We start from the raw sequence: 25,439 nt of genomic DNA on the forward strand, positions 1-25,439 counted from the left end.
ACCGAGCACGCCGCTCGTCAGACAGCCGGCCCCGGAGTCCGCGCCCCGGTGCCGCCTCCTAGCGCGGGTCCGGCGCCTGGCGTGAGTCCGGCGCCTGGAGGCGCGTGACGACCGCGTCGACCGCGAAATTCACGGCGTACGTGAACTCCGACTCCCTGTCGAAGCGCGCGAGATGCGGAGCCGCCTCGGCGAGAACGGGGAATCCCGACCCTTCCAGTGCCTCCTGACGGGCGGCGATCCCGGCGGTGTCGCCGACGCCGAAGGCCGTACCCGCCGTGAGTTCGCGCAGGAGGGTGCCGATCAGAGTGGCGAGGAGTACGCGCAGAAGGTGGACCGCTTCCCCGGTCGGGCAGCCCGCCCCGCGCAGGACACGCAGGACCGTCGCCACCGGGGCGAGCCCTTCGAACGACGCGAGTTGCCGGGTGAGGACGAGTGACGCGGCCTCGGGGTGCAGGAGAGCGCGGTCGCGGAACGCGCGGGCGATCGCGTGCAGATCCCGGCTTGCGTCGCCGGTCGGTTCGGGAAGGGCCAGGCCCCCGAGGATGTGTTCGGCGAGGGCGTCGAGCAGCCCGTCCTTGCCCTCGACGTGGTTGTAGAGGCTCTTGGCGTCCACGCCGAGGGAGCGGGCCACCGATCGCATGCCCACCGCACTGACACCCTCGGTGTCCACGACCCTCAAGGTCGCCGCGACGATGGACTCGCGTGAGAGCTGCGCCGCGCCCTTGGGCGGGCGGCCGCGGCGGTTGGGGCGGTTGAGGTGGTTGGGGCTGTCGGGCTGGTCGGGCTGGTCGGGGTGGGGAAGTGCGTCGGGGCGGGCCTCGGTCATGGGCCCATTGTGCGCATGCCGCTTGTCCAAAACCACACTGTGGGTATAGCTTCACCCCTGATAATCCACGGCGTGGGTAAATACGGGCCCGGACGGCCCGGACGGCCCTGGCAGCTTGAGCAGACGAGAGGACACACCGATGTCGCGCTTCACCCTGCCCCCGGAGGACGTACTGCGCGCCCGGGAGAAGCTCGTCCTGGACCACTTCCGTGACGAGGTGCTGCAGGACTGGGACGCCACCCTGTCGACGTTCCCGCATCCTCACTACGAGCTGATCGCGCAGATGCTCGTCCACGACGGCGAGGGGGATGTGCGCGAGTACTACCACGACACACGCGTGGCGTTCCCCGACCAGGACCACGAACTGATCGCGCTCCGCCACAGTCACGACGCCGTGATCGCGGAGTTCTGGCTCCTGGGCACCCATGACGGGCCGCTGGGGAAGATTCCGGCGACCGGCAGCCGCCATCGCACACGTATGACGGCGTACTTCATCTTCGACGAGCACGAGAACCTCGTCACCGAGCGCGTCTACTTCGACCAGCTCACCATCCTCAGGCAACTCGTCGCAGGGCTCGACAAGCGCAAGCCCGGTGACCTGCTCACACTCGCGCGGGCCGTCAAGGGGGCGCTGTCCATGGCCGGCTCCGAACCCGACCCGAGGCTTCTGAACACCGCCGAACCCGACCTCGGTGACTGACACCGGCGGTGCGGAATAGCTGATCCGTCACGTTGTTGGACAACGACATGACGTCTCTCGCCAAGCTGGGCCGATCCGATCTCGAAGTGTTCCCGCTCGCCCTCGGCGGCAATGTCTTCGGCTGGACAGCCGATCTCGAACAGTCCTTCGCCGTGCTCGACGCGTACGCCGCGGCGGGGGGCAACTTCGTGGACACCGCCGACTCCTACTCGACGTGGGTGGACGGAAACTCCGGTGGCGAGTCCGAGACCATCATCGGCCGGTGGGTGAAGGCGCGTGGCAACCGCGACGAGGTCGTGATCGCCACCAAGGTCGCCCACCACCCCGAGTTCTGGGGCCTTCGCGGCGACACCATCAGGGCCGCCGCCGACGCGTCCCTGAGCCGGCTGGGCACCGACCGTATCGACTTGTACTACACCCACTTCGACGACGATCCGACGATCCCGGTCGAGGAGATCATCGGTGCCCTCGACCAGTTGGTGAAGGCGGGCAAGGTACGGGCCATCGCCGCCTCCAACATCTCCGCCGAACGCCTCCAGGAGTCCCTCGACTTCTCCGACCGCGAGGGCCTCGCCCGGTACGTCGCCCTCCAGCCGAAGTACAGCCTGGTGTCCCGGCACACCTACGAGGGCCCGCTCCAGGAGGTGGCCGCCCGCTCCGGTCTCGCCGCCGTGCCGTACCACGTACTGGCTTCGGGCTTCCTGACCGGCAAGTACCGCCCCGGCGCGCGGGTGGACAGCGCACGGGCCGAGGGCGCCGGGGAGCACCTTCGGACGGACCGGGGTGTACGTGTCCTCGCCGCCCTGGACGAGGTGGCGCGGGCGCATGACGCCGAGGTCGCGACGGTGGCACTGGCGTGGGCCGCCGCCCGGCCGACGGTGGCGGCGCCGATCGCGTCCGCGCGGACCGTGGACCAACTGCCGGCCCTGACCGCGGTCGCGGATCTGAAGCTGACCGACGCGGAACTCGCCGGACTCACGGCCGCGGCGGCGTAGACCCGGAGCGGGCCTTCCGACCGTACAAGCAGGGCGGACGTTGCCCGACGCGCGGCACTAGACCTCTGGAAGGGAAGGGTCGGGCGTCCAGGGAGATGGTGCGGAGGCGGACCAGCGTTCGTGGTCGCGCCAGGCCCCGTCGATGTAGAGATAGGCGGGCGACAGACCTTCGTAGCGGAAGCCCAGGCGCTGGACCAGGGCCAGCGACGCCTTGTTGGCCGGCTGGATGTTCGCCTCCAGCCGGTGGAGCCGTAGGTCTTCGAAGGCGTGCCGCAGGGTGGCGGCGATCCCCTCGGCCATGTAGCCCCGCCCCGCCGACGGGGCGAAAGCCGCGTAGCCGAGGGACGCGCCCTGGTAACGGCCCCGGATGATCGAGTTGATGTTGACCATGCCGGCGGCAGCGCCGGTCTCCCGTACGCGGACCAGGAAGCCCCGGTTGGTGCCGTCGGCGAAACGGCGCATCCACTCCTGGAACTCCTCAGCGGCCGCGGGCAGCTGTATCCACGGAGTGTGGAGCTCGGCGCTGGCCCTCACGAGCGAGCAGAACTCGTCCTGGTCGGCGAGGGTGAGCGGGCGCAGTTCGACCCGGGACGGTGTAGGGGACATGGGTCAATGCTAGGACCGAGCTGTCGGCGGGCGGCGCCCGGGCCGCGGGATCTGCCCGGGCATGTCACGCGGATGCGCTCGCGGCCCCACCAACTCCTCGTACGTTCCCGGCAGTTCGGTCTCCGGCATGCCGTACTGATCCCGGATGGCGGGGAGTGGGCACGGAAGATCTTCACTTTGCGAAAGTGATCGCGTGATTCCGGACGGTAGGCATGGGCTCCGTCCGGGCGGCCTCCGCAACCGTCCCCGTCCAGTGGCGTCAGACCCTGACCGACGGTGCGGGGCGAGGGGGTGAGGAGTGGCCGTGGCCTCGGCGTTCGCATGGTCGAGCTGAATAAACGTACGGCCCCGTTAACAATCCAATATGCCGCTCGCGCCCGGTCGCTTTTTAGTTCAGGACTGAAAAACTTCGCTTTGCTAGAAGGGCTGAATTCTTCGCTATGGCTGGCTGGATTCAGAGGGGTGTTAGATTGTGACGCACGCCACATTCGCCGGTGGTCAAGTATGGCCTAAATAGCTTATAAGGGGCGGCGAGTGGGCGGAATGAATCATTCAGTTGGCGTGATTTCGATGACCTCGCATTGCCTCACTATTACCCCTACTTGACCTTCATCTGTCGATTTCCATAGCCTCCGGGTCGTGCTCCCGCCGCTGACAGCGGTGCGTCAGTTCCTCAAACCAAATTGATGGGGGATCTATGTACGACGTCATCGTTGTGGGTGGACGCTGCGCCGGCTCGCCGGTTGCCATGTTGCTGGCGCGGGAGGGGCACCGGGTTCTCGTCGTGGACCGTGCCTCGTTCCCGAGCGACGCGGTTTCGACCCACTACATCCACCAGGCGGGGCTGCTGCGGCTCCAGTCCTGGGGGCTGCTCGACGAGATAATCGCGGCCAAGACCCCGGCGCTGCGGAAGATGAACTACTCCTACCGGGGCATCGAACTCAACGGCTTCGCCGAACCGGTGGACGGCGTCGACGCCGTCTACTGCCCGCGCCGCACCGTGCTGGACGAGATCCTCATCAACGCCTCCCGCCGTGCCGGCGCCGAGGTGATCGAAGGGTTCACCGTCTCCGACCTGGTCTTCACCGACGGCCGCGTGACAGGTATCCGAGGGCGCGAAGGGGACGGGCAGGAACGGGAGTTCCGGGCCACCGTCGTCATCGGCGCCGACGGCTTCCACTCCACGGTCGCCAAGAAGGTCGGCGCGGAGCTGTACAACGTGCGCCCCGCCGCGGGCTTCATCTACTACTCGTACTACAGCGGTCTCGACTGGGGCCTGCACCACAAGACCGGCTTCAACGAGAAATGGTTCGGCACCTGGCCGACCAACGACGACGTGAGCATGCTCGCCGTCATCTGCACCAAGCGCCACCTCAAGGAGTTCCGCCAGGACGTCGAGGCCGGCTTCCAGGGCGTGTTCGACGACGTCTCGCCGGAGATGGGCGTGCAACTGCGCGAGCAGGGCAGGCGCGAAGAGCCCTTCAAGCCCATGCGCTACCCGGACAACTACTACCGCCGCGCCTACGGCCCCGGCTGGGCGCTGGTCGGCGACGCCGGATACCACAAGGACCCCTACACCGGATGGGGCATCACCGACGCCTTCACACACGGTGAACTCCTGGCCGAGCGCGTCCACCAGGGCCTGGCCGGCGAGCGGCCGATGGAAGAGGCGCTGGCCGAGTACAACAAGCTGCGCGACGAGGAGAGCGCGGGCGTCTACGACTTCACGACGACGCTCGGCGAACTCACCGAACTCCCGCCGTTCTTCGAGGCGACGATGTCCGCGATGAGCGCGACCCAGGAGTGGACCGACAGGATGCTCGGCCTGATCGGCGGAGTCGTACCGGACTACGAGGTCTACGCGCCCGACGCCCTTGAGCGTCTCTACGACTCCGCGAACGTGCCGGAGGAGAAGCGGATCTACGACCCGGCAGCCGGATAACGACCGGAGGGGGTTCGCCGCACCCGCTGCCCCAGCCGGGGACCCACCAGGCCGAACGCCGCCGGACCGGCGTGCCGTCACCTGCTCTCGCTCCGGCGCTACGCGCGTACACCTGGCACTGAGCCGGTACGTACTCCGGTGAGCCGTCTCCGAGTTCCCCTCGAAGGCGACCGGCCCGTCGGTCCCCGCCCCTTCCACAGCCGCCCGCACGCCGGCCGGCCCCCGGCGCCTCGGCCGGGCCGGCCGGCCTCGCTTCTCAGCCATCGCTCGTCACGCAGTCCCACCAACGCCGGGGCTCGGTGCGGCCTTCTCGCGGGCCCCGACGCCTCGGTGTTCCCGCACCGCATTCCATGCGCTTGACCCTCTGAGGGAGACCAGCAGATGACGCGTGCGTCCAGCATGTTCGATCTCATCAGCGACCAGGGCGAGGAAAGGCCATACTTCGAGACGGGCGGCATCGGCAGGTCACACGGGTTCTACACCGGTGAGGAGCAGTACCGCCGGGAGATGTCCCGTATCTACGGCCGACGCTGGCTCCCGGTGGACCACGTCTCCCGGCTGAAGGACAAAGGCGCCTACACCACGCTGAACATCGGCACCGGATCCGTTCTGCTCATCCACGGGGACGACGGCATCCAGGCGTACCACAACTACTGCCGGCACCGGGGCTACAAACTCGTGGAGGAGGCCGCCGGCAAGCGCCAGAGCCTGGTCTGCCTCTACCACTGCTGGGTGTACGACCGGAACGGCAAGCTCAAGAGCCTCAACGGCACCTACTTCGACCACTTCTTCGAGAAGGAGAAGAACGGTCTGCTGCCGGTGCGGACCGAGGTCCGGTTCGGGGTCGTGTTCATCGCCCTGTCCGACGACGCCCCGGATCTCGACGCCTCACTGGGCGAGTTCGGCGAGTTCGCACGCGTCTACGAACTCGCCGACCTGGAGTGCGTCGAGGCGAAGGACTACCCGGTCGCCTCGAACTGGAAGCTCGTCGCGCACAACGTCAACGAGAGCCTGCACTTCCCCACGGCCCACAAGGACCTGCACCGCATCACCGACTTCGACGACGCGGGCACCTACGACCTCAAGGGCGACATCGTCGGCGCCTGGCAGGGAATCCGGAACGCCTACAACTCCGTCTCCATGACGGGACGCAGCGGCCGGACGCCGATGGAACTGGTCCCCGAGGCGGACCGGCAGAAGATCAACTGGATCACGATCCTGCCCAATCTGCTGTTCGGGTTCACGGCCGACTACGTGATGATGCAGTGGGTCTGGCCCGAGAGCCCCGGCACCTGTTTCGTCCGGCACTTCTGGCTCTTCCACCCCTCCGAGACCGCCAAGAGCGACTTCTCCCACGAGGCGGTGTTCGCACTGTGGGACAAGGCGAACTACGAGGACTGGGAGATGTGCGAGCGGACGCACCGCGGCCTGTCCAACCCGCTCTGGACACCCGGTCAGCTCTCGCTCGACGAGGAGGTCGTCTCGCAGATCGACGCCTGGGTCGCCGTCGAGACTGCGGAGGCCGGGAGCCCGGACACCGCGGCCAACGGCGCGGACACCGGGAACAGCGCGAAAGCCGCTGACGACGCGTACACCGAGACCGGCGCGACGGCTGGGAACGGCCGGCAGACCGAGACCGGCGCGACAGCCGGGAACGGCGCGTCCACCTCCGAGACCGGGAAGGCCGCGGAGTGAGCATGGCAACCAACTGCTTCATCATCGGCGGCACCCGGGTCCTCACCCAGTGCGCCGCACAACTCCTCGACGCCGGCGTACGGATCGAGGGCGTCTTCAGCGACGACCCCGCCGTGGCCGCCTGGGCGGACACACACGAGATCCCCGTGCTCGATCCGCACGGCGACCTGCGCGCGACGCTCTCGGCGCAGCCGTTCGACTACCTGTTCAGCATGGTCAACTTCCGGATCCTGCCCGCCGAGGTCCTCGACCTCCCGACAACGGCCGCGATCAACTTCCACGACGGGCCGCTGCCCCGCTACTCCGGCAGCCACGTTCCCGCCTGGGCGCTGTACGAAGGCGCGACCCGGCACGCGGCGACCTGGCACCGTATGACGGAGGCCGTCGACGCCGGCGGCGTACTGCTGGAACGTTGGTTCCCGGTACGCGACCACTCCACCGCCCTGTCGCTGACGTACGAGACGGCCGAGGTGGGCATCGACCTCTTCGCCGATCTCGTACCCCACGTGGTGGCGCGAACCCTGCCCGAGCCGGTCGACACGAGCGACCGCGAGCGGCGGTTCTACCGACGGTCCGCCCGCATGGCGTCCGGCGGTGTCATCCACGCGGGCACCACCGCCGTCGAGGCCGTCCGGATCTCCAAGGCCCTGGACTACGGCTCCTTCCCGAACCCGCTCGGAGTACCGACCCTCGTCACCGAACAGGGCGCGGTCTTCACCCGCCAGGTCAGGCTGATCCCGCGAGAGGACCCCCGTACCGAGACCACTGTGCTGTCCGTGACCACATCGGCCATCACCCTGGCCGCCCCGGACGCCGACCTCGTACTGAGCGACTGCACCGCCGTCGACGGGAGCGCGCTGAGCGGCCAGGCCGCCGCGCAGCGGCTCGGCATCACGCCGGGCTCCCCGCTGCCCGCCGCCTCGGCGGAGCGGCTGGCGGACATCGCCGCCGCCCAGAAGACGCTGCGGGTACACGAACCGTGGTGGCGCGCACGGCTGGAGGAGCTGCGCCCCGCCCCGCTGACCACCGACGACTTCTCAGCCGCGGGGGCCCACTACGGCCGCTACGAGCTGGCCCTCACCCCCGGCTCACGGGAGGAGGCCGTCGCGGTCGTCCGCGCCTTCCTCACCGTCGTGGCCGAACGCACCGGCGAGCGGACCTTCGACTTCGCCTGGTCACCGGCGGCCGCGCGGGTCCTCGCCGAGCAGACCCATGGCATCGCCGCCACGCGATTCCCCGTACGGTTCGACGGCGACACCTCCCAGTCCCTGCGGGACAAGCTGGACGAGGCGGCCGCGCACCAGGGCTACGCCGGCGACCTCGAACTCCGGCTCGGCCTCGCCGGTCGCCCGCTCGGCTCCGACGAGCCCAGCTTCACCGGCGTCATGGTGCTGGACCGGGACGCGGGGGAGGAGGCGTCCGCCGAACCGCACACCGAGATCGCCCTGCTGTGTCTGCGGGACGGTCCGCCCACCGTGTTCGTCCGCGAGACCGCGATGGGGGAGGAGGAGGCGCTGGAGTTCACGGAGCAGGTCGAGGACCTGGTCCTGACGGCCCTGCTCCACGGCGAGGAGCCGCACCCCGCGCCCGACTCCGGGCACCACTCCGAGCCTCGGCCCGCCCCCGAGTCCCACGGCGCGGCAGGGCCCGAAGCGTCGTCCGACGCGCCGTCCCCGGAACCGCTCACGGTGGGGCCCGTCAACTCCGCCACCCCGTCGGCCGCCGGAACGGTACTGGACCTGTTCGCGGCCACCGTGGCCGACCGGCCGCAGGCCATCGCCGTCCGCAGCGGCGACCGCACGCTGGACTACGCCGGCCTGGACGCCTGGGCCGACGCCGTCGCCGCCCGCCTGCACGACCAGGGCATCGAGTCCGGTTCGGTGGTCGGCGTACTGATGGAGCGGGACCTCCCGCTGCTCCCCGCCATGCTCGGCATCCTGCGGGCCGGGGCGGCCTTCCTGCCCCTGGACCCGGGATACCCCGAGGAGCGGCTGCGGCGGTACGTGGAAGTCTCGCGGTGCGATCTGATCCTCACCGACTCCCGTACGCATGAGCTGGGTTCTTCGCTCGGTGACGCGCGTAGCGTGCCCGCGCCGGACGGCTCGGCGCAGGCGGTGCCGCCCCAGGTCGCCGCCTCCGGCCTGGCCTACCTCCTCTTCACCAGCGGCTCGACCGGCGACCCGAAGGGCGTGGAGGTCGAACACGGGGCGCTGGCCAACTTCCTCGGCGGAATCGGTGAGCGCCTGGGCGTCTCGGCCGACGACACCGTGCTCGCGCACACCACCGTGGCCTTCGACATCTCCCTGCTGGAGCTGCTCCTCGGGCTGACGGTCGGCGCGACAGTGCTACTGGCCTCCCGTGAGACCGCCGCCGACCCGTCCCAACTGGCCGAACTGACCGCTGATGTGACGGTGGCTCAGGCGACACCGAGTCTGTGGCGCCTGCTGCTGGGCACCGGTTGGACTCCGCACGCGCAACTCACCGTGCTCTCCGGCGGCGAGGCCCTCCCGCCCGCCACCGCCGAGCGTCTGCACGGACCGGCCCGCGCCCTGTGGAACCTGTACGGTCCGACCGAGGCGACGATCTGGGCCTCGTGCCACGAGGTCACCTCCGTGGGCTCGTTCCTGCCGCTGGGCGAACCACTGCCGAACATGGAACTCCACGTTCTGAACGGGGAGTTGGAGCCGTGCGAGGCCGGAGCGACCGGCGAGCTGTACCTCTCCGGCACCGGACTCGCCCGTGGCTACGCCGGCCGGCCGGATCTCACGGCGGACGTCTTCATCGTCCACCCGGTGACCGGTCTGCGGCTCTACCGGACCGGTGACGAGGTACGTCGGCACGCGGACGGCGCGATCGAATGGCTCGGGCGCGGCGACGCCCAGGTGAAGGTGCGAGGCAATCGCATCGAGCCCGCGGAGATCGAGCGGGCGCTGGAGAGGTTCGACGGTGTCACCGCCGCCGTGGTCGTCGCGGCGCGGTTCGAGGGACGCGGCGAACCGAGGCTGACCGCCTACCTGGTGGGCGACGGTACGCCGACGAAGTCCCGGCTCGACGCGTTCGTCGGCAGCTCCCTGCCCCGCTACATGGTGCCCGACGCCTATGTCGCCCTCGACGCGCTGCCGTTGACCGCCAACGGCAAGGTGGCGCGCGCCGCGCTGCCGGTGCCGACGAGGGACACCGTCATCCTCTCGGCCCCCGAATCCGCCGCGACGCGGGCGGAGTCCGTGGAACCGTCGGAGTCTTCGCAGCCCTCGCGGCCCTCCCAGCTCTCACAGTCCTCGCAGCCGTCACAGTCCTCGGAGCCTTCGGAGTCGGCTGTGGCTTCGGAGTCGGCGGTGGGCGTGACGGTCGAGGCGCTGGCGGAGTCGATCGCCGGGGTGTTCGCGGCCACGCTGGGCCACTCCGGCTTCGACGTACACGCCAACTTCTTCGACCTGGGCGGCGATTCGGCCAACGTCACGTTCGCCGCCGTACAACTCGGCCGTGAGCTAGGTGCGACCATCACCGCCCCGTCGATCTTCGCCACCGGTACGCCGGTGAAGCTGGCCCGGTTGCTGGGTGCGGAAGGCGTGGTACGGCTGGTCGCCCCGAAGACCGAGAAGGCCGAGGAGGCCGCCACCGTACGGACGCCGGCCGTGCCCGAGCACGAGTCCGTGCCCGAGTCTGAGCTGGCGTCCGTGCCTGTGTCTGTGCCTGCGCCTGAGTCCGAGACCGCGCCGACAGAGCCCGTGCCCGCGCGGCCCGCCCGGCCGGCCGACGACGGCGCCCTGGCCGTCATCGGCATGGCGTGCCGGTTCCCCGGCGCCGCCACGCCGGACGAGTTCTGGCAGAACCTCGTCGGCGGGGTGTCCGGCGTCCGGCAAGCCCCGGACGGCAAGCGCGGCTGGGCCCACCTGTGGTCCGAAGCCGACGCCGCGGCGGCCGACGATGTGCCGATGGCCTGGGTGGACGGTGTCGAGTACTTCGACGCCGCCCGCTTCGGCCTGACCGACCGCGAGGCCCGCCGCATGGACCCTCTGCAGCGGACCCTGCTGAGCGTCACGGCCGAGGCCCTGGAGAGCTGCGGCCACGACCACACGTCTCTCGGCGCCGCCACCGGTGTCTTCATCGGTGCCATCGCGAGCGACTTCCCGGAGATCGTGGCGCGGAGCATCGGATACCGCGACCCGCACGTGGCGACGGGCACGGCCGCCTCCATGGTCGCCAACCGGCTGTCGCACGTCTTCGACTGGTCGGGGCCGAGCTTCGTCATCGACACCGCCTGCTCCTCCTCCCTCGTCGCCCTGCACCAAGCGGCCATGCATCTGCGGGCGGGCGACGTGGACGCCGCCGTGGTCGGGGCCGCGAACCTGGTTCTCACCCCGACCAAGACACGCTCCTTCGCCCGCAACGGGATGCTCTCCCCGCAGGGCACATGCCGCACCTTCGACGACGCCGCCGACGGCTATGTACGAGGGGAGGGCACCGGCGCGGTCATCCTCAAGCGGCTCGCCGACGCCGAACGCGACGGCGACCCCGTCCTCGCCGTGATCCGAGGCACCGCTGTCAACCACACAGGGGGCAGCGCCGGTTTCCTCACGGCACCCAGCAGGCCGGCCCAGGAGGCGGTACTTCGCAAGGCGCTGGCCGGCTCGGGTCGTACGGCGGCCGACATCGGCTACGTCGAGGCGCACGGCACCGGAACGCAGCTGGGCGACCTCATCGAACTCGAAGCCCTGCACGCGGTCCTGGGCGAACCGGCCGGCCGGCGGCCGGTCGCCGTGGGCTCGGTGAAGACCAACATCGGTCATCTGGAGCCCGCCGCCGGCATCGCCGGACTGATCAAGACGATCCTGGCGCTCCAAGCGGGACACATCCCGCCGTCGTTGAACTTCAGCACCCCGAACAAGTCCTTCGACTTCGACCGTTCGCCCCTGTTCGTGGCCGACCGGCTGCTGCCGTGGGGCAGCGGCCCGCGCGTCGCGGGGATCAGCAGCTTCGGCTTCGGTGGCGCGAACGCCCACGCAGTGGTCGAGGCGGGACCCGTCCGTCTACCGGACGGTGCGGCACCGGACGGTACGGAGCCCGGCCCGCGCCTGCTGATCCTCTCCGCGGGATCGGACGACGCGCTGCGCACCCTGGCCCACCGGCTCGTGCTGATGCTGCGCTCCGCGTACTGCCCGTCCCTGGACGAGCTGAGCGAGGCGAGCCGACGGCGGCCCGCCGCCGCACACCGGCTGGCCTGCGTGGCGGACAGCGTCGAGCAACTGGAGGACAAGCTGCGGCTGTTCCTGGCCGGGGTCACGGACATCCGCTCCCTCAGCGTCGGGGCGCTGTCCGAGACCGCTGCCACGGAACCGGTCGGTGCCACGGAGCCGGTCGGCGCCGGGGCGAGTCGGGAGACTCTCACCGAGGCCGCCCGCGCGTTCGTCGCCGGTGCGGCTCTGCCCGCCGGACGGCGGACTCGGGCGGGCGTACGGTTCCCGACCGCGCCGCACGCGGAGAAGTACCTCTGGCTGGAACCCGCCGAGCAGCCCGACACACCCGTCCACGACGGCGCGTCCCTCCGTACGAAGAGCACCTGGACACAGCACCCGGAGGCCGCCGAACACGTGGTGCTCGGCAAGCCGACACTGCCCGGCGCCGGGTACCCCGGCAAGGTGGCCGAGGTCATCGGCCAGGACCGGTTCGGTCTGCGGGACCTCACCTTCCGGGCGGCCGTCGAGGCACCCACAACCCTCACCGCCGAGCGCGACAACGCCACGATCGCCTTCCGCGACGGCACCGGCGCCCTCGTCTGCACCGCCGAGGTGACCGGCCCCGAGCAGGCGACACTCACCCCCGCGGCCACCACCGACGGCTTCACCGCCGTCGCCCTCGACGCGATGTACGACGCGTTCGAACGCGCCGGACTCAGCTACGGCGCCGGCTTCCGTACCGTATCCACGCTGTCCGTGGCGCCCGGTCAGGCGACGGGTGTGCTGCGCGCCGGCGCGGGGACCGCCGGCGCGCGGACCGCCGACACGGTGGACGCCCGGCTTCTCGACGGTGCCTTCCAGATCGCGCTCGCCGCGTGCGGCGCGCAGGGACTGTATGTGCCGTTCACCGTCGAACGGCTCACCGTCCTCGGCCGGCTCCCCGACACCGCCCGCGTGTACGCCCGGCGGGACCGGGACTCCGGGCCCGACTCCGGTCTGCTGACCGCGAGTCTGGTGATACTCGACGGTGACGAACCCGTACTGGAGGCCCGCGGGGTCACCTGGAAGCGGCTCTCGCAGGCGCCGCCGTCGCAGGCCACGGGAGGCGACACGCGGAGCGGCCACCGTGCCGCGACGCCTTCGTCGCCCGCCCCCGTACGGATCCCGGCGTCCGTGTCCAACGGTCACCGTCCCGTGCCCGGCCCCGGCCGCCCGGCGTCCGGAGGTCTCGACGCGGCCGTGGCCCAATGGGTGGCAGCCGCCCTGGAGTTGGACGTCGACGACCTGGAGACGGACCGACCCCTGCAGGAGCAGGGGCTCGATTCGATGCTCGCGGTCTCGCTGGCGCAGGACATCCGGGCCAAGCTGGACGTGGACATACCGGTGACGCTGGTCCTGGAGGTCGGCACCGTCGATCGCCTGGCCGCCGAGCTGAGGGACGAGTACGGCGCCACCGCGGCGCCCGCCGAGGACTCCCAGGGCACGGCCGGCGCTCCAGCGGCCGCCGCGCCCCAGGCGCACCCGGAGCCCGCCATGGCCCCGCCGCCGGTTCGGGTACCGGACGCGCCCCGCGACCCGGCCCCGGTGCAGGTGGTCGAGCCGCCCCTCTCCCCGGTGCGCGACGCCGCGGATCTGGACGCGGATGTGCACGACATCGCCATCATCGGCTTCGACGGGGTGTTCCCGAACGCCGCGAACACCGACGAGCTGTGGCGGGTACTTCTGGAGGGCGTGGACTGCCTGAGCGAGGTGCCCGCGTCCCGCTGGGACATCGACTCGTACTACGGCACGGAGGGCAAGCCCGGCACCGTCTACCTCAGGCGCGCCGGCTTCATCGAAGGGCTGACCGACTTCGACGCCGGGTTCTTCCGGCTCTCGCCCGCCGAGGCGGAGTGGATCGACCCCCAGCAGCGTCATCTCGTCCAGTCCGCCTGGCGGGCCTTGGAAGACGCCGGCCTGGCGGGAACCACCCAGCGGTCCACGGGGGTGTTCGTGGGCGCGAGTTACCAGCACTACCGCGACATGGTCGTCGGGGACGTCGTACAGACGGCGGCGGGCCTGGGCAACCACAACGCGATCCTGGCCAACCGGGTGAGTTACTTCCTGGATTTGCATGGGCCGAGCATGACGATCGACACGTTGTGTTCGTCGTCGTTGGTGGCTTTGCATACGGCGGTGCGGAGTATCCGTGACGGCGAGTGCGAACAGGCCATCGTCGCCGGTGTGCACCTGGCGATGTCACCGCAGTACTTCCAACTGGGCGCACGACTGCGGTCGTTCTCTCCCTCCAATGCCCTGCGGCCGTTTGATGCGGGGGCGGATGGGTTTGTGCCGGGGGAGGGTGTGGTGACGGTGGTGGTGAAGCCGTTGGGTGCGGCGTTGCGTGATGGTGATCGGGTGCGGGGTGTGGTTCGGGGGAGTGCGGTCAATCATGGTGGTCGTACGAGTGGGTTGACGGTGCCGAGCAGTGCGGCGCAGCAGGAAGTGGTGTCTGCCGCGCTCCGGGACGCGGGCGTACCGGTCGAGTCCATCGGATTGGTGGAGGCTCATGGGACGGGGACGAGTCTGGGTGACCCGATCGAAATCGAGGGTCTGACGCGGGCGTGGCGCGGGATCACGGACAAGTCGCAGTACTGCGCGATCGGTTCGCTGAAGGGGAATGTGGGTCATCTGGAGCCGGCCGCCGGGCTGGCGGGGCTCGTGAAGGTGTTGCTGGCGATGGAGCACGAGATGGTTCCGCCGTCGTTGCATGTGGTGCGTCCGAATGATCACATCCGGTTCGAGGAGACGCCGTTCTATCTGGCTGATCGTGCGGTGGAGTGGCCTCGGAACGGGGTGCCTCGGCGTGCGGCGGTCAGCGCGTTCGGTATGGGCGGCGTGAACGCCCATGTGATCGTGGAGGAAGCCCCTGTGGTGCCGGTGCGTGAGATGCCGGTTCAGGAGTCGCATGTCGTACGGGTCAGCGCCGCCGACGAGACCGCGCTCCGCACCCTCGCCGACACCTACGCCGAGACTCTGATCGACACTCCGGAGGACGAGGTCGGGGACTTCACGTTCACCGCCAACACCGGTCGTGCCGCGCACCGTTACGGGGTGGCGGTGCAGGGTGCCGATGGCCGCGCACTCGCTGCCGGGCTGAAGGACGTCGTAACGGGCCGTGGTGCCCTGTCCCGGAAGGGCGGCAAGGCACAGCCTTCGGCCTTCATGTTTACGGGGCAGGGTTCGCAGTATGTGGGTATGGGCCGTGGGTTGTATGCGGTGGAGCCGGTGTTTCGGGCGGCGTTGGACGAGTGTGCGGGGTTGTTGGACGGGCATGTGGATGTGCCGTTGGTGGAGTTGTTGTTCGGTGAGGGGGCTGTGGGCCGGCTGGATCGTACGGGGTGTGCGCAGCCGGCGATTGTGAGTGTGCAGGTGGCGTTGGTGCGGTGGCTGGAGTCGGTGGGGGTGCGTCCGGATGTGGTGGTGGGACACAGTCTGGGGGAGCTGACGGCGGCGTGGGTGGCGGGTGTGCTGGATCTGGGGGATCTGCTGGAGTTGACGGCGGTGCGTGGGCGGTTGATGGAGTCGCAGCCGGGTGAGGGTGCGATGGCGGTGGTGCATGCGGAGTCGGAGGCTGTTCTGGCCGCTGTTGCCGCGTATCCGGGGGTGGAGGTCGCGGCGTTCAACGCGCGTCGATCGGTCACGATCACGGGTCCGGCGGACGCTATATCGGGTTTCTGTCAGGATTCCGGTCTGCGGACCCAGCGGCTGACGGTCAGTCATGCGTTCCATTCGGCCGCGATGGAGGGTGCGGTCGCGCCGTTCGCCGAGGCGGTGGCGGGCAGGCCGCTGTCGGCTCCGGTGATCGGGTTCGCGTCGACCGTGACGGGCGGGTGGCATGACGCCGAAACGGCCTGCGATCCGGCGTATTGGGGGCGTGCGATTCGAGAGCCGGTGCGTTTCTCCGAGGCCGTCACCGCGCTGGCCGGGGTCGGTGCGGGGTCGGTGTGGGAGATCGGTGCGCATCCTCAGCTGACGTCGCTCGCGAAGGCGTCATGGGGCGAGACACAGCCGGTGTGGCTGAGCACCTTGCGACGTGACCGAACCGATCAGGTCCAACTTCATGCGGCGGTTGCCGAGCACTACAACCACAGTCGCGCCGATCTGGACTGGGCCGGGCTGCACGAGGGCCAGGGCCGGCGCACCACCACCATCCCCACCTACCCCTTCAACCGACAGGAGCTGGCCGCGCCGCCTGTTCGCCGCAGCGGTACTGGGACGAGCACACTCAGCCACCCGCTGTTCGACCGTCACTACGAGCACCGGAGTGAGGGACAGTGACGTACCCCGGCGAGACCTACGAGAAGACGTTCACGGGCCAGGAGCCCTTCATCGCCCAGCACCGCTCCATGGGCATCGGGCTGCTGCCCGCGGCGGTGCAGCTGGAGATGGCGATGGTGGGCGTCGCCCAACGTCGGCCGTTCACCCCGCTGCAGCTCACCGATGTGACATTCCTGCGACCCCTCACCATCGCCGACGACGCGGCGGCTCCTGTCCGGCTCGACGTGTCCTTCGGCCCGCAGACCGGCTTCGAGCTGAGCACCGTGGTGGCCGGCGACCGCAAGCCGCTGTCCACCGGAACCGGCCGACTGCTCCAGGGCGCCGTCCAGGCGCCACGCGCCGATACCGCCCGGCAGATGACGGGTACGCGGACGATCACCTCGGAGCGGCTGTACGAGAGCTGGGCGCGTGAGGGCCTGCAGTACGGTCCCGACTTCCGTACCGTCAGGGAACTCGCGGTCGGAGAGGGAGGCGTGGCCCGGGCCACGTTGCGGTCCGACGCCGAGCCCATGCCCTGGTACGCCCATCCGCTGCTGGTGGACGGCGTGTTCCAGGTCGTCAGTTGCGCGCTCCAGGACCTCACGGGAGACGTCGGCCCGTATCCCATGCTGCCGATCGGCGTCGCTCGGTTCGCGGTCCTCGCCGATCTCTCGGTCCTGTCGGCCGGTGTGACGGTCCTGGTGCGCAGGACGGGCGTCGACGGTGCGTACGCGACTGCGGACGCCCAGCTGCTGGGGCCCGGGGACGAGGTCGTGGCGGAGTTCGAGGGGCTGCGGATGCGTCGTACGACCGCCGTGTCGCGACCGCCGGTCGCCCCGGCCCCGTCGCGGGCGGCCATGCTGCCCATCACCCGGATCGACTGGCGGCCCGCGCCGGCGACCGACGAGCGGCACGACCCCGCGACCGGAACGTGGGTGGTGCTGCACAACGGTGGTACAGGCAGCCTCGGTGAGCGCGCCGCCTGGCAACTCCGGGCCGAGGGAGCCCGTGTGGTGGAGGTCGGCGTCGGACCGACCGGAGTACAGGCACCGGCACCGGCAGCACGTACACAGACACACGCACACGCACAGGCGCACGACCGTGATCGGCGGATTCTCGCGCAGCCGGACGAGGAGGCGTTCCGGCAGCTCTGGGACGAGATCGGGGACCCCGTCGCGGGTGTGGTGCACCTCTGGAACGCCGACGGCGCGCCTGACGACGGCGCTCCGGGGGAGGAGGCGGAGCTCCGCCTCGGCCTGTACGGCTGCCTGGCCGCCCTCCGTACCCTCGGCGAGCGGCAGCGCAAGTCCCGCTTCTTCCTGGTGACCAGGGATGGGCAGCCGGTCGCGAACGGCGACCGTCCGGTGCCCGCGCGCGCCGCCATCTGGGGTTTCGTCCGCACCGCCGCCATCGAGCACCCGGGCTTCCACCCGCGCCTACTCGACATCGACCAACCCTCCGACGACACGCTCCGCGCAGTCCTGGTGGAGTTCGGCGCCGCCGGCGGCCCGACCGAAGTCGGCTACCGGCAGGGAGTTCGCCACGTACCCGTCCGGGTGCGCGACCGGTCCGCGTACGCCGTGCCCCACAGGGGGCAGGGGCCCATCAGACAGGGCGGCCGCTACCTCGTCCTCGGCGGACACGGCGGGCTCGGCCTGGAGGTCGCCGACCGGTTCGCACGGGAAGGCGCCGGAGTCGTCGCGCTGGTCAGCCGTTCCGGAGCGGCCGGTGCCGACCACGAGCGTACGGCCGCGATCGGCGCGCGGGGATGCGAGGTCGCGTCCTACAGCGCGGACGTGACCACCCCCGGCGCCCTGGCGGCCGTGGTGGAGCGCGTCCGCGCGGAGTTCGGCGAGTTGCACGGCGTGGTCCATGCGGCAGGCACTCTCAAGGACGGACTGATCCGCAGCGCCACCGCCGAGGACATCGCGGCGGTGATGAGACCGAAGGCCGACGGCGTTCGGGAACTGGCCGCCGCGGTGGCCGGGCACGACCTGGACTTCGCCGTGCTGTTCGCGTCGGTCTCCGGCACGTTCGGCAATCTCGGGCAGGGCGGATACGCCGCGGCCAACGCCTACCTCGACGCGTTCGCGCACGCACACGGCTCGCCGTGGCTGAGTGTCGACTGGGGCCTGTGGGGCGAGGTGGGCATGGGCACGGCGGTCGCGGAACAGTTGCGGCGGCGCGGAGTCAGGCCGTTGGACACCGCGGAGGGTCTGGACGCCCTGATCGCGCTACTGGCTACGCAAGACGGCCCCCACCAGGTGATTGTTGCCCACCCGGACGCCGGCGACGTGGTTGTTGAACTCGAACCGCAACTCGACAACACCGGGCCGGAGTTCGGCGGGCCCACCAGTACACAGGAAGCCACCGACTCCACGGGTGAGGGCGACGGGGAGCGCGTCGCGGACGCGCTGGAACGGTTCCTGGCCGAGCGGCTGGGCGTCACATCCTTCGACCGCGACACCCCGCTGTCGGACTACGGCATGAGCTCCATCATGAGCGTCGAGCTGTCGGAGGACCTGTCCGGCAAGTGGGGTATCCACCTTCCGGCGACGCTCTTCCTGGAGTATGGCGAGTTCACCGAACTCGTCGAGGCCCTGACCGGCCGTTACGGCGCGGCCGTCGCGGTTACGGCGCCGGAAGCCGGCGAGCCCGCGACCGTCGAGAGCAGCGACACGGCCGAGACCATCGAGCCGACCTTGGCGGCGACTCCCACCCCGACGCCCTCCCCGAACCCCCCGCGCCCGCGACGGCACACAGCCACCGGTCGCGACGCGGACGTCGCGATCGTCGCCGTGTCCGGTGATCTCCCGGGCGCGGTCGGCGGTGTGGCGGAGCTGTGGCCCCTGCTCCGCTCCGGCGGTCACGCGTTCACCGAAGTGCCGGCCGAACGCTGGGACATCGACGCCCACTTCGAGGAACGCGGTCCCCGTATGACGGGCACCTACTGCCGTACGGGTGCCTTCGTCACCGGCATCGACCGCTTCGAACCGACCTTCTTCGGCATCTCCGTACGCGAGGCCGACGAGATGGACGTACAGCAGAAACTCCTGCTGGAGCACGCCTGGACGGTGCGGGACGACAGCGGTCTCGCCGGCCGCCGCGACATCGGCGTCTTCGTCGGCGCCACCTACACCCATCACCGCGACGCGCAGGGACTGGAGACCGTCGGACCGCACACCGCGCTCGGCTCCATGAACGCGGTACTGGCCAACCGGATCTCGTACGCGCTTGATCTGACCGGACCTTCGCAGACCGTCGACACCCTGTGCTCGTCGTCCCTCGTCGCCATCCAGCAGGCGGTCGCCGCGCTGCGCGCGGGACACTGCGGCGCCGCGATCGTGGCGGCCTGCCAGGTCGGTCTGACTCCGTGGTACTACCGCAGCCTGAGCCAGCTCGGTGCCCTGTCCGGCACGCGGCCGAGGCCCTTCGACGAGCGGGCGGACGGATTCCTCCCCGGCGAAGGCACGTTGGCCGTGATGCTGAAGCCGCTCGCCGACGCGGAACGGGACGGCGACCGGATCTGGGGTGTCATCCGCGGTACGGCCGTCAACCACGGGGGCCGTGGCAGCGCCCTGCCGGTGCCCCGCAGCGAGGCCCAGGCCGCGGTCGTACGGGCGGCACTTGACGATGCCGGACTGGTCCCGGCGGACGTCTCCCTGATCGAGACGCACGGCACGGCGACCAGGCTCGGCGACCCGATCGAGATCGCCGCGCTGACCGAGGTGTTCGGCGGTGACCCGGACCGGGGCGACCCGTGCCACATCGGGACCGTGAAGGGCAACATCGGTCATCTGGAACCCGCGGCCGGACTCGCCGGACTGGTAAAGGTACTGCTGTGCCTGCGGCATCGGGAGATCCCGCCCGTCGCAGGATTCGAGACCCCAAGCAGCCATCTGGACCTGTCCGCAGGGCCGTTCGTGATCCCCGTCGAGCCGCAGCCGTGGAACTCGGACGGGCCGCGCCGGGCGGGAATCAGCTCCTTCGGCATGGGAGGGACCAACGCCCATGTCGTCGTGGAGGAGTACGTCGGGAAGTCCCCGCACGAGGCGCCCGGCGAGGAGAGCCGTCCGGCCGTCGGCGCCGTACCGGACGAGCATTTGCTGGTCCTGTCCGCGCACACCCCGGACACTCTGGCCCGGCGCATGGCGGACGTCCGGTCACTGCTGCGGCAGGAGAACGCGCCGAGACTGGGCGCCCTGTGCCGTTCCAGCGCCGTCGGACGCGACCACCAGGCGTACCGGGTCGCGGTTCTGGGAGCCACGGCCGGCGAGTTGAGCGCCGGGCTGGCCGAGGCGCTGCGCCTGGCGGACCGGGCGCCCGGCACTGTCGTACGCGGCGGAAGAGTGCTGGACAGCGCGTCGACCGGGCTCAGCGGCCCGGCCTTCCGCTACGTCGGTGGCGGCACCGTCGACTGGACCACGGTGTACCCGGGCCCGACGACGGGCCGAGCCGCCCTCCCGCCCTATCCGTTCGGCCCGCGATCCGAGGAAGTCGCGACGCCGGCCGTGACGCCCGTCGCGTCGCTCGCCGCCACGCCCGTCGCGACGCAGACGTGGGTCACACCGTCGGACACGACCGACGTCGTACGGCGACTCTCGCGCGCCCACCGTGTCCTGGGCGAGGAGACCGTGCCCGGAGCACTGCTGGTGGCCCTCGGTCTGCGGGCGAGCGGTGCCCTGCGGCAGATCACCTTCACCGGCCGGGGGACCGGAGACCATCCCCTCACGACCGATCTGGACGACCTCACCCGTACCGGACCGGCCATCTTCCGGCACGCCGACCGGGTCATCGCCCGGCTCACCACCACCGAGGTCCCCGCCACGCCGCCCGCCGCCGTGGATCTCGACACCCTGCGTGCCGTGCTCGACCGGACGCTGGAACCGGCCGGTCTCTACGCCTGGTTCGCGGCGAAGGGCATGGAACTCACCGCGCCGTTGCGGTCCGTCGCCGAGGTGCGCTACGGGTCCGGCCGGGTACTCGCGCGGATCGACCTCCCGGTCGGCAGTGTCCTGGAGGCCGAGGCGGTGGCACTCGACGCGGCTCTCCAGGCCATGGCCGTACTCACGTTGGCGGATCCCGCGGCACCCTCGGCCACCTATCTGCCCGTCTCCATCGGCCGGGCGGTGCGCTGGGCGGACGCGGCGCGGGCGGAGTTCGTACTGCTCGAAGGCGCCGAGCCCGACAGCGACGGTACGCGGCGCGGCGACGCGTCCCTGCTCGCCGCCGACGGCCGGGTGCTCGTCCGGCTGGACGACATCGAGTACAAGACCGTGGCCGCGAACGACACCGCACCACCCGCACCCCCCACCCGCCGCGCACCGAAGGACGCGGCGGCGGAGGCGGCGATCCTCACGGTGGTACGGGACGTTCTCCGCGACCCCGGTGTCATGGCGACCACCTCGCTGTCCACGGTGGGTCTCGACTCCATGCTGGCGACCGCCATCGCGGCCGACGTCGAGGCGGCGTACGGGGTGAAGTTGAGCCCGACGGACGTTCTGGACGCGGCGGACTGCCGCACTCTCGCCGCGCTCGTCGCCGAACTGGCCGACGACGAGGGCGTGTTCGCCCCGGCGGTGACCGCTCGCGACGCGGCGGCCACTCGCGACGTGGCCACGGTCCGCGAGCCGGCCCCCGGCACCGCCGACGATCAGGAACAGGACATCGCCGTCATCGGGCTGGCCCTGGCGCTCCCCGGCGCCCCGGACCCGGAACGGCTCTGGTCGCTGCTCGCCGGCTCGGGCCAGGAGATCCGTCCGGCGCCGGCCCATCGCTGGGGCCGGTACGCCAACGGACACGAGCCCGATGTCGGCGGATTCCTCGACAACGTAGAGGAGTTCGACGCCCGGTTCTTCGACTTCTTCCCCAAGCAGGCCGAGGTGCTCGACCCACAGGCCCGCTGGCTGCTCCGCTCGACCTGGGAGGCGCTGGAGTCGGCCGGCCTCCCGCCGCGCCAACTGTCCCCGTCCACCGGTGTGTTCGTGGGCGCCAGCTATCAGCACTACAAGGACTACAACATCGCGCCGGAGCTGGACGCGCCCAGCGGTCTGGGCAACCACAACGCGTTCCTGGCCAACCGGGTGAGTTACTTCCTGGATCTGCGTGGGCCGAGCATGACGATTGACACGTTGTGTTCGTCGTCGTTGGTGGCGTTGCACACGGCGGTGCGGAGTATCCGTGACGGCGAGTGCGAACAGGCCATCGTCGCCGGTGTCCGCGTCGCACTCTCTCCCCTGCACTACGTCGCGATGAAGAACCTGCGCGCACTCTCTCCCTCGGGCACATCCCGGCCGTTTGATGCGGGGGCGGATGGGTTTGTGCCGGGGGAGGGTGTGGTGACGGTGGTGGTGAAGCCGTTGGGTGCGGCGTTGCGTGATGGTGATCGGGTGCGGGGTGTGGTTCGGGGGAGTGCGGTCAATCATGGTGGTCGTACGAGTGGGTTGACGGTGCCGAGCAGTGCGGCGCAGCAGGAGGTGGTGTCTGCCGCGCTCCGGGACGCGGGTGTACCGGTCGAGTCGATCGGGTTGGTGGAGGCTCATGGGACGGGGACGAGTCTGGGTGATCCGATCGAAATCGAGGGTCTGACACGTGCGTGGCGTGGGGTGACGGACAAGTCGCAGTACTGCGCGATCGGTTCGCTGAAGGGGAATGTGGGTCATCTGGAGCCGGCCGCCGGGCTGGCCGGACTGGTCAAGGTCCTCCTGGCGATGGAGCATGAGACGGTTCCGCCGTCGTTGCATGTGGTGCGTCCGAATGATCACATTCGTTTCGAGGAGACGCCGTTCTATCTGGCTGATCGTGCGGTGGAGTGGCGCCGGAACGGGGTGCCTCGGCGTGCGGCGGTGAGTGCGTTCGGTATGGGCGGGGTCAACGCCCATGTGATCGTGGAGGAAGCCCCTGTGGTGCCGGTGCGTGAGATGCCGGTTCAGGACTCGCATGTCGTACGGGTCAGCGCCGCCGACGAGACCGCACTACGAACCCTCGCCGACACCTACGCGGAACGTTTCGAGACAGCACGCGACGCCTGGGACACCGCCGATCTCTGCCACACCGCCAACACCGGCCGCTCACCACTGGAGTTCCAGACCGCGGTGCGTGGACGTGACTCCGCCGAACTCGCGGCCGCACTACGTTCCGTCGCCGCCGGGAACACTCCGGTGGCTCGCGTCGACATCGACCTGACGGCAGAGGAGGCCGCGCCCCGGACCGCCGACGTCGTGGATCTGGTCAGGTCGGGGTACGCGCACACCGACTGGGCCGGGCTCTCCGCGAAGGGCGCCCGCGTCACGGACCTCCCCACCTATCCCTTCGCGCGAGGGTCGTACTGGCACACCACCGACCCCACGGTCCTGCCAGGTCCCACGGTCGTGCCGGGTCCGGCGCCGTCCGGGAGCGAGGCGGTACGTATCGAGTGGCGCGCCCGCGAACTGGCCCCCGCGCTCGTGGCCGGCCCGGCCACGGTACGCGTGGTCGCCGCCGACCCCGAGATCGGGCATGCGCTGACGGCGGCCCTCCGGGACCGGGGCGTGACCGTCGCCGAGCCCGGTCGACAGGCGGACGCGACCATCGTGGTCGACGCCCGGGTCAGTCAGCTGAACCAGGGCGGCAGGACCGCCGAACTGAACCATTTCTGGGCCGAGTTGGGCGACCTGATGAAGGCGCTGCCCGCACACGGGAAACTGCTCTGGGCCGGATTCCACGGCGTGGCCGTACATCCCGACGAGCGTGGCGAGCTGTCCCCGGCGCGGGTCGCCATGGCCATGGCCGTACGGGCCGCCGGGGCGGAGAACCGTAAGCCCACCTCGGTTGTCCATCTCGACCCGGCCGACCCGGCCGAGGTGCAGGCCGTCCGCCTGGCGGCCGAGTACGCCGCCCTGAGTGCCGGTCCGGCGGCCGGGGCTGACGCCGGGACGGTGGTCGCCGCCTACCGGCGAGGCGTCAGGTACACCCCGGAACCGGTGCCCGCGCCTGCCGGCCCGTCGTACGCCCTGCCCGCCTCCGGGTACTACCTGGTCACGGGAGGACTGGGCGCCGTAGGGCTGCGTCTGACCGAACGGCTGATCGACCGGGGAGCCAGGCGGATCGGCATCATCGGCCGGTCGGTGGTCGATGCCGGGACCTCAGCCCCTCTGCGGGAGCTGGCGGGGCGCGCCGAGGTCGAGTACCTGGCCTGCGACGTGTCCGACCCGGCGGCGCTCGCCGCCGCGGCCGGGCGGTTCGGTCGGCGTTGGGGCCGGCTGGTCGGCGTCGTGCACTCCTCCGGCGGGGTCAACCCGTTCGGGGCCATGCACCGCCGGGCATGGGGTGACGCCGAGAAGGTGCTCGCGCCCAAGGTCCCCGGCTCGCTCAACGTCGTACGGCTGGCGAAGGAGCAGGGCGCCGACTTCACCGTCCTGGTGTCCTCGATCGCCGGCACACAGGCCGCGGCCGGCCGGGGTCTGGTCGACTACAGCCTCGCCAACGCCTACCAACTGGCCCTGGCCGAGCGGGAGAACGACGCCGTCACCACGGTCACCGCACACGCGTGGCCGAACTGGACGGGCATCGGCATGCGGGCTGACGAGTCGTTCTCCGCCGCGTACTCGGTCAGCGCCGAGCAGGCACTGGACGCCTTCTTCGACCACCTGCGGTCGGGTGGCGCCGTGATCTTCCCGGGAAGCGCTCCCGCCACCACCCCACCGGAGGCTGCCCAGCCTGCCGAGTCCGCTGTGCCCGCCGATTCCGTCCCGGCGGCGGTGGCGCGCACCGGGGGTGATGTCGCGGGGATGCGCACACGGGTCCGGGAAGCCTTCCTCCAAGTGCTCGGGGAGGACCCGGGAGACCGTCCGCTCCAGACACTCGGCCTGGACTCTCTGGTGATCGCCGAGCTGACCACGGCCCTTGAGCAGCGCAGTAGTCGAACCGTCGATCCGTCGCTGCTGATGCGGGCGCGTACGGCCGACGAGATCGCCGCGGACCTCGCCACCCATGAAGCGTCGGCCCCAGACCATCCGCCCACGCCCACAACGACGTTCACGCCCATGCCCATGCCCACGCCCATGCCCACGCCCACGCCCACGCCCGAGAACGAGCGAGACCACGAGCAGGACAACGACCGCGACCACGAGTCCGTACCCATCTCCGCTCTGAGCGCCTTGCTGCGTCCTCTGCTCGTGCACGACGGACACCGGGGGCGGGGACAGGCATGACCCGAGAG

Annotated in this window: 8 protein-coding genes; 6 read left to right on the plus strand and 2 right to left on the minus strand. The window is 70.6% G+C overall.

Going from position 1 to position 25,439, the window contains the following annotated elements:
* Positions 1–58 precede the first annotated feature (58 nt).
* On the minus strand, positions 59–826 hold the full coding sequence (locus ACFUN8_RS15735) for a TetR/AcrR family transcriptional regulator (RefSeq protein ID WP_383636737.1): 768 nt from the start codon (positions 824–826) through the stop codon (positions 59–61).
* A 139-nt stretch (positions 827–965) separates the two neighbouring features.
* Here ACFUN8_RS15735 and ACFUN8_RS15740 point away from each other — a divergent pair, with 139 nt between their 5' ends.
* Together ACFUN8_RS15740 and ACFUN8_RS15745 are read left to right on the plus strand one after the other, a co-directional pair.
* Positions 966–1,526 (plus strand): ester cyclase, encoded by a 561-nt coding sequence (locus tag ACFUN8_RS15740; RefSeq protein WP_383636740.1) that lies wholly within the window; start codon positions 966–968, stop codon positions 1,524–1,526.
* 47 nt (positions 1,527–1,573) lie between these two features.
* A complete protein-coding gene (locus tag ACFUN8_RS15745; protein WP_383636743.1) occupies positions 1,574–2,521 on the plus strand; it encodes an aldo/keto reductase in 948 nt (315 codons plus the stop codon).
* 57 nt (positions 2,522–2,578) lie between these two features.
* Here the strand turns inward: ACFUN8_RS15745 and ACFUN8_RS15750 are convergent, their stop codons facing one another.
* Entirely contained in the window at positions 2,579–3,127 is a 549-nt protein-coding gene (locus tag ACFUN8_RS15750; RefSeq protein WP_383636746.1) for a GNAT family N-acetyltransferase, read from the minus strand.
* A 697-nt stretch (positions 3,128–3,824) separates the two neighbouring features.
* Here ACFUN8_RS15750 and ACFUN8_RS15755 point away from each other — a divergent pair.
* The 4 genes from ACFUN8_RS15755 to ACFUN8_RS15770 all read left to right on the plus strand — a co-directional run bounded on the left by ACFUN8_RS15755 (position 3,825) and on the right by ACFUN8_RS15770 (position 25,431).
* Positions 3,825–5,069 (plus strand): NAD(P)/FAD-dependent oxidoreductase, encoded by a 1,245-nt coding sequence (locus tag ACFUN8_RS15755; RefSeq protein WP_383636749.1) that lies wholly within the window; start codon positions 3,825–3,827, stop codon positions 5,067–5,069.
* A 381-nt stretch (positions 5,070–5,450) separates the two neighbouring features.
* Positions 5,451–6,764: an SRPBCC family protein gene (locus ACFUN8_RS15760; protein WP_383636752.1), complete on the plus strand. Its 1,314-nt coding sequence runs from the start codon at positions 5,451–5,453 to the stop codon at positions 6,762–6,764.
* 2 nt (positions 6,765–6,766) lie between these two features.
* A complete protein-coding gene (locus ACFUN8_RS15765) occupies positions 6,767–16,261 on the plus strand; it encodes an amino acid adenylation domain-containing protein (protein ID WP_383636755.1) in 9,495 nt (3,164 codons plus the stop codon).
* Complete coding sequence (locus tag ACFUN8_RS15770) at positions 16,258–25,431, plus strand: SDR family NAD(P)-dependent oxidoreductase (protein WP_383636758.1); 9,174 nt, start codon at positions 16,258–16,260, stop codon at positions 25,429–25,431. Before ACFUN8_RS15765 ends, ACFUN8_RS15770 begins: the two co-directional genes overlap by 4 nt.
* Positions 25,432–25,439: the final 8 nt, after the last annotated feature.

Origin of the sequence: Streptomyces sp. NPDC057307, from assembly GCF_042667665.1 — a bacterium.
Classification (GTDB): Bacteria; Actinomycetota; Actinomycetes; order Streptomycetales; family Streptomycetaceae; genus Streptomyces.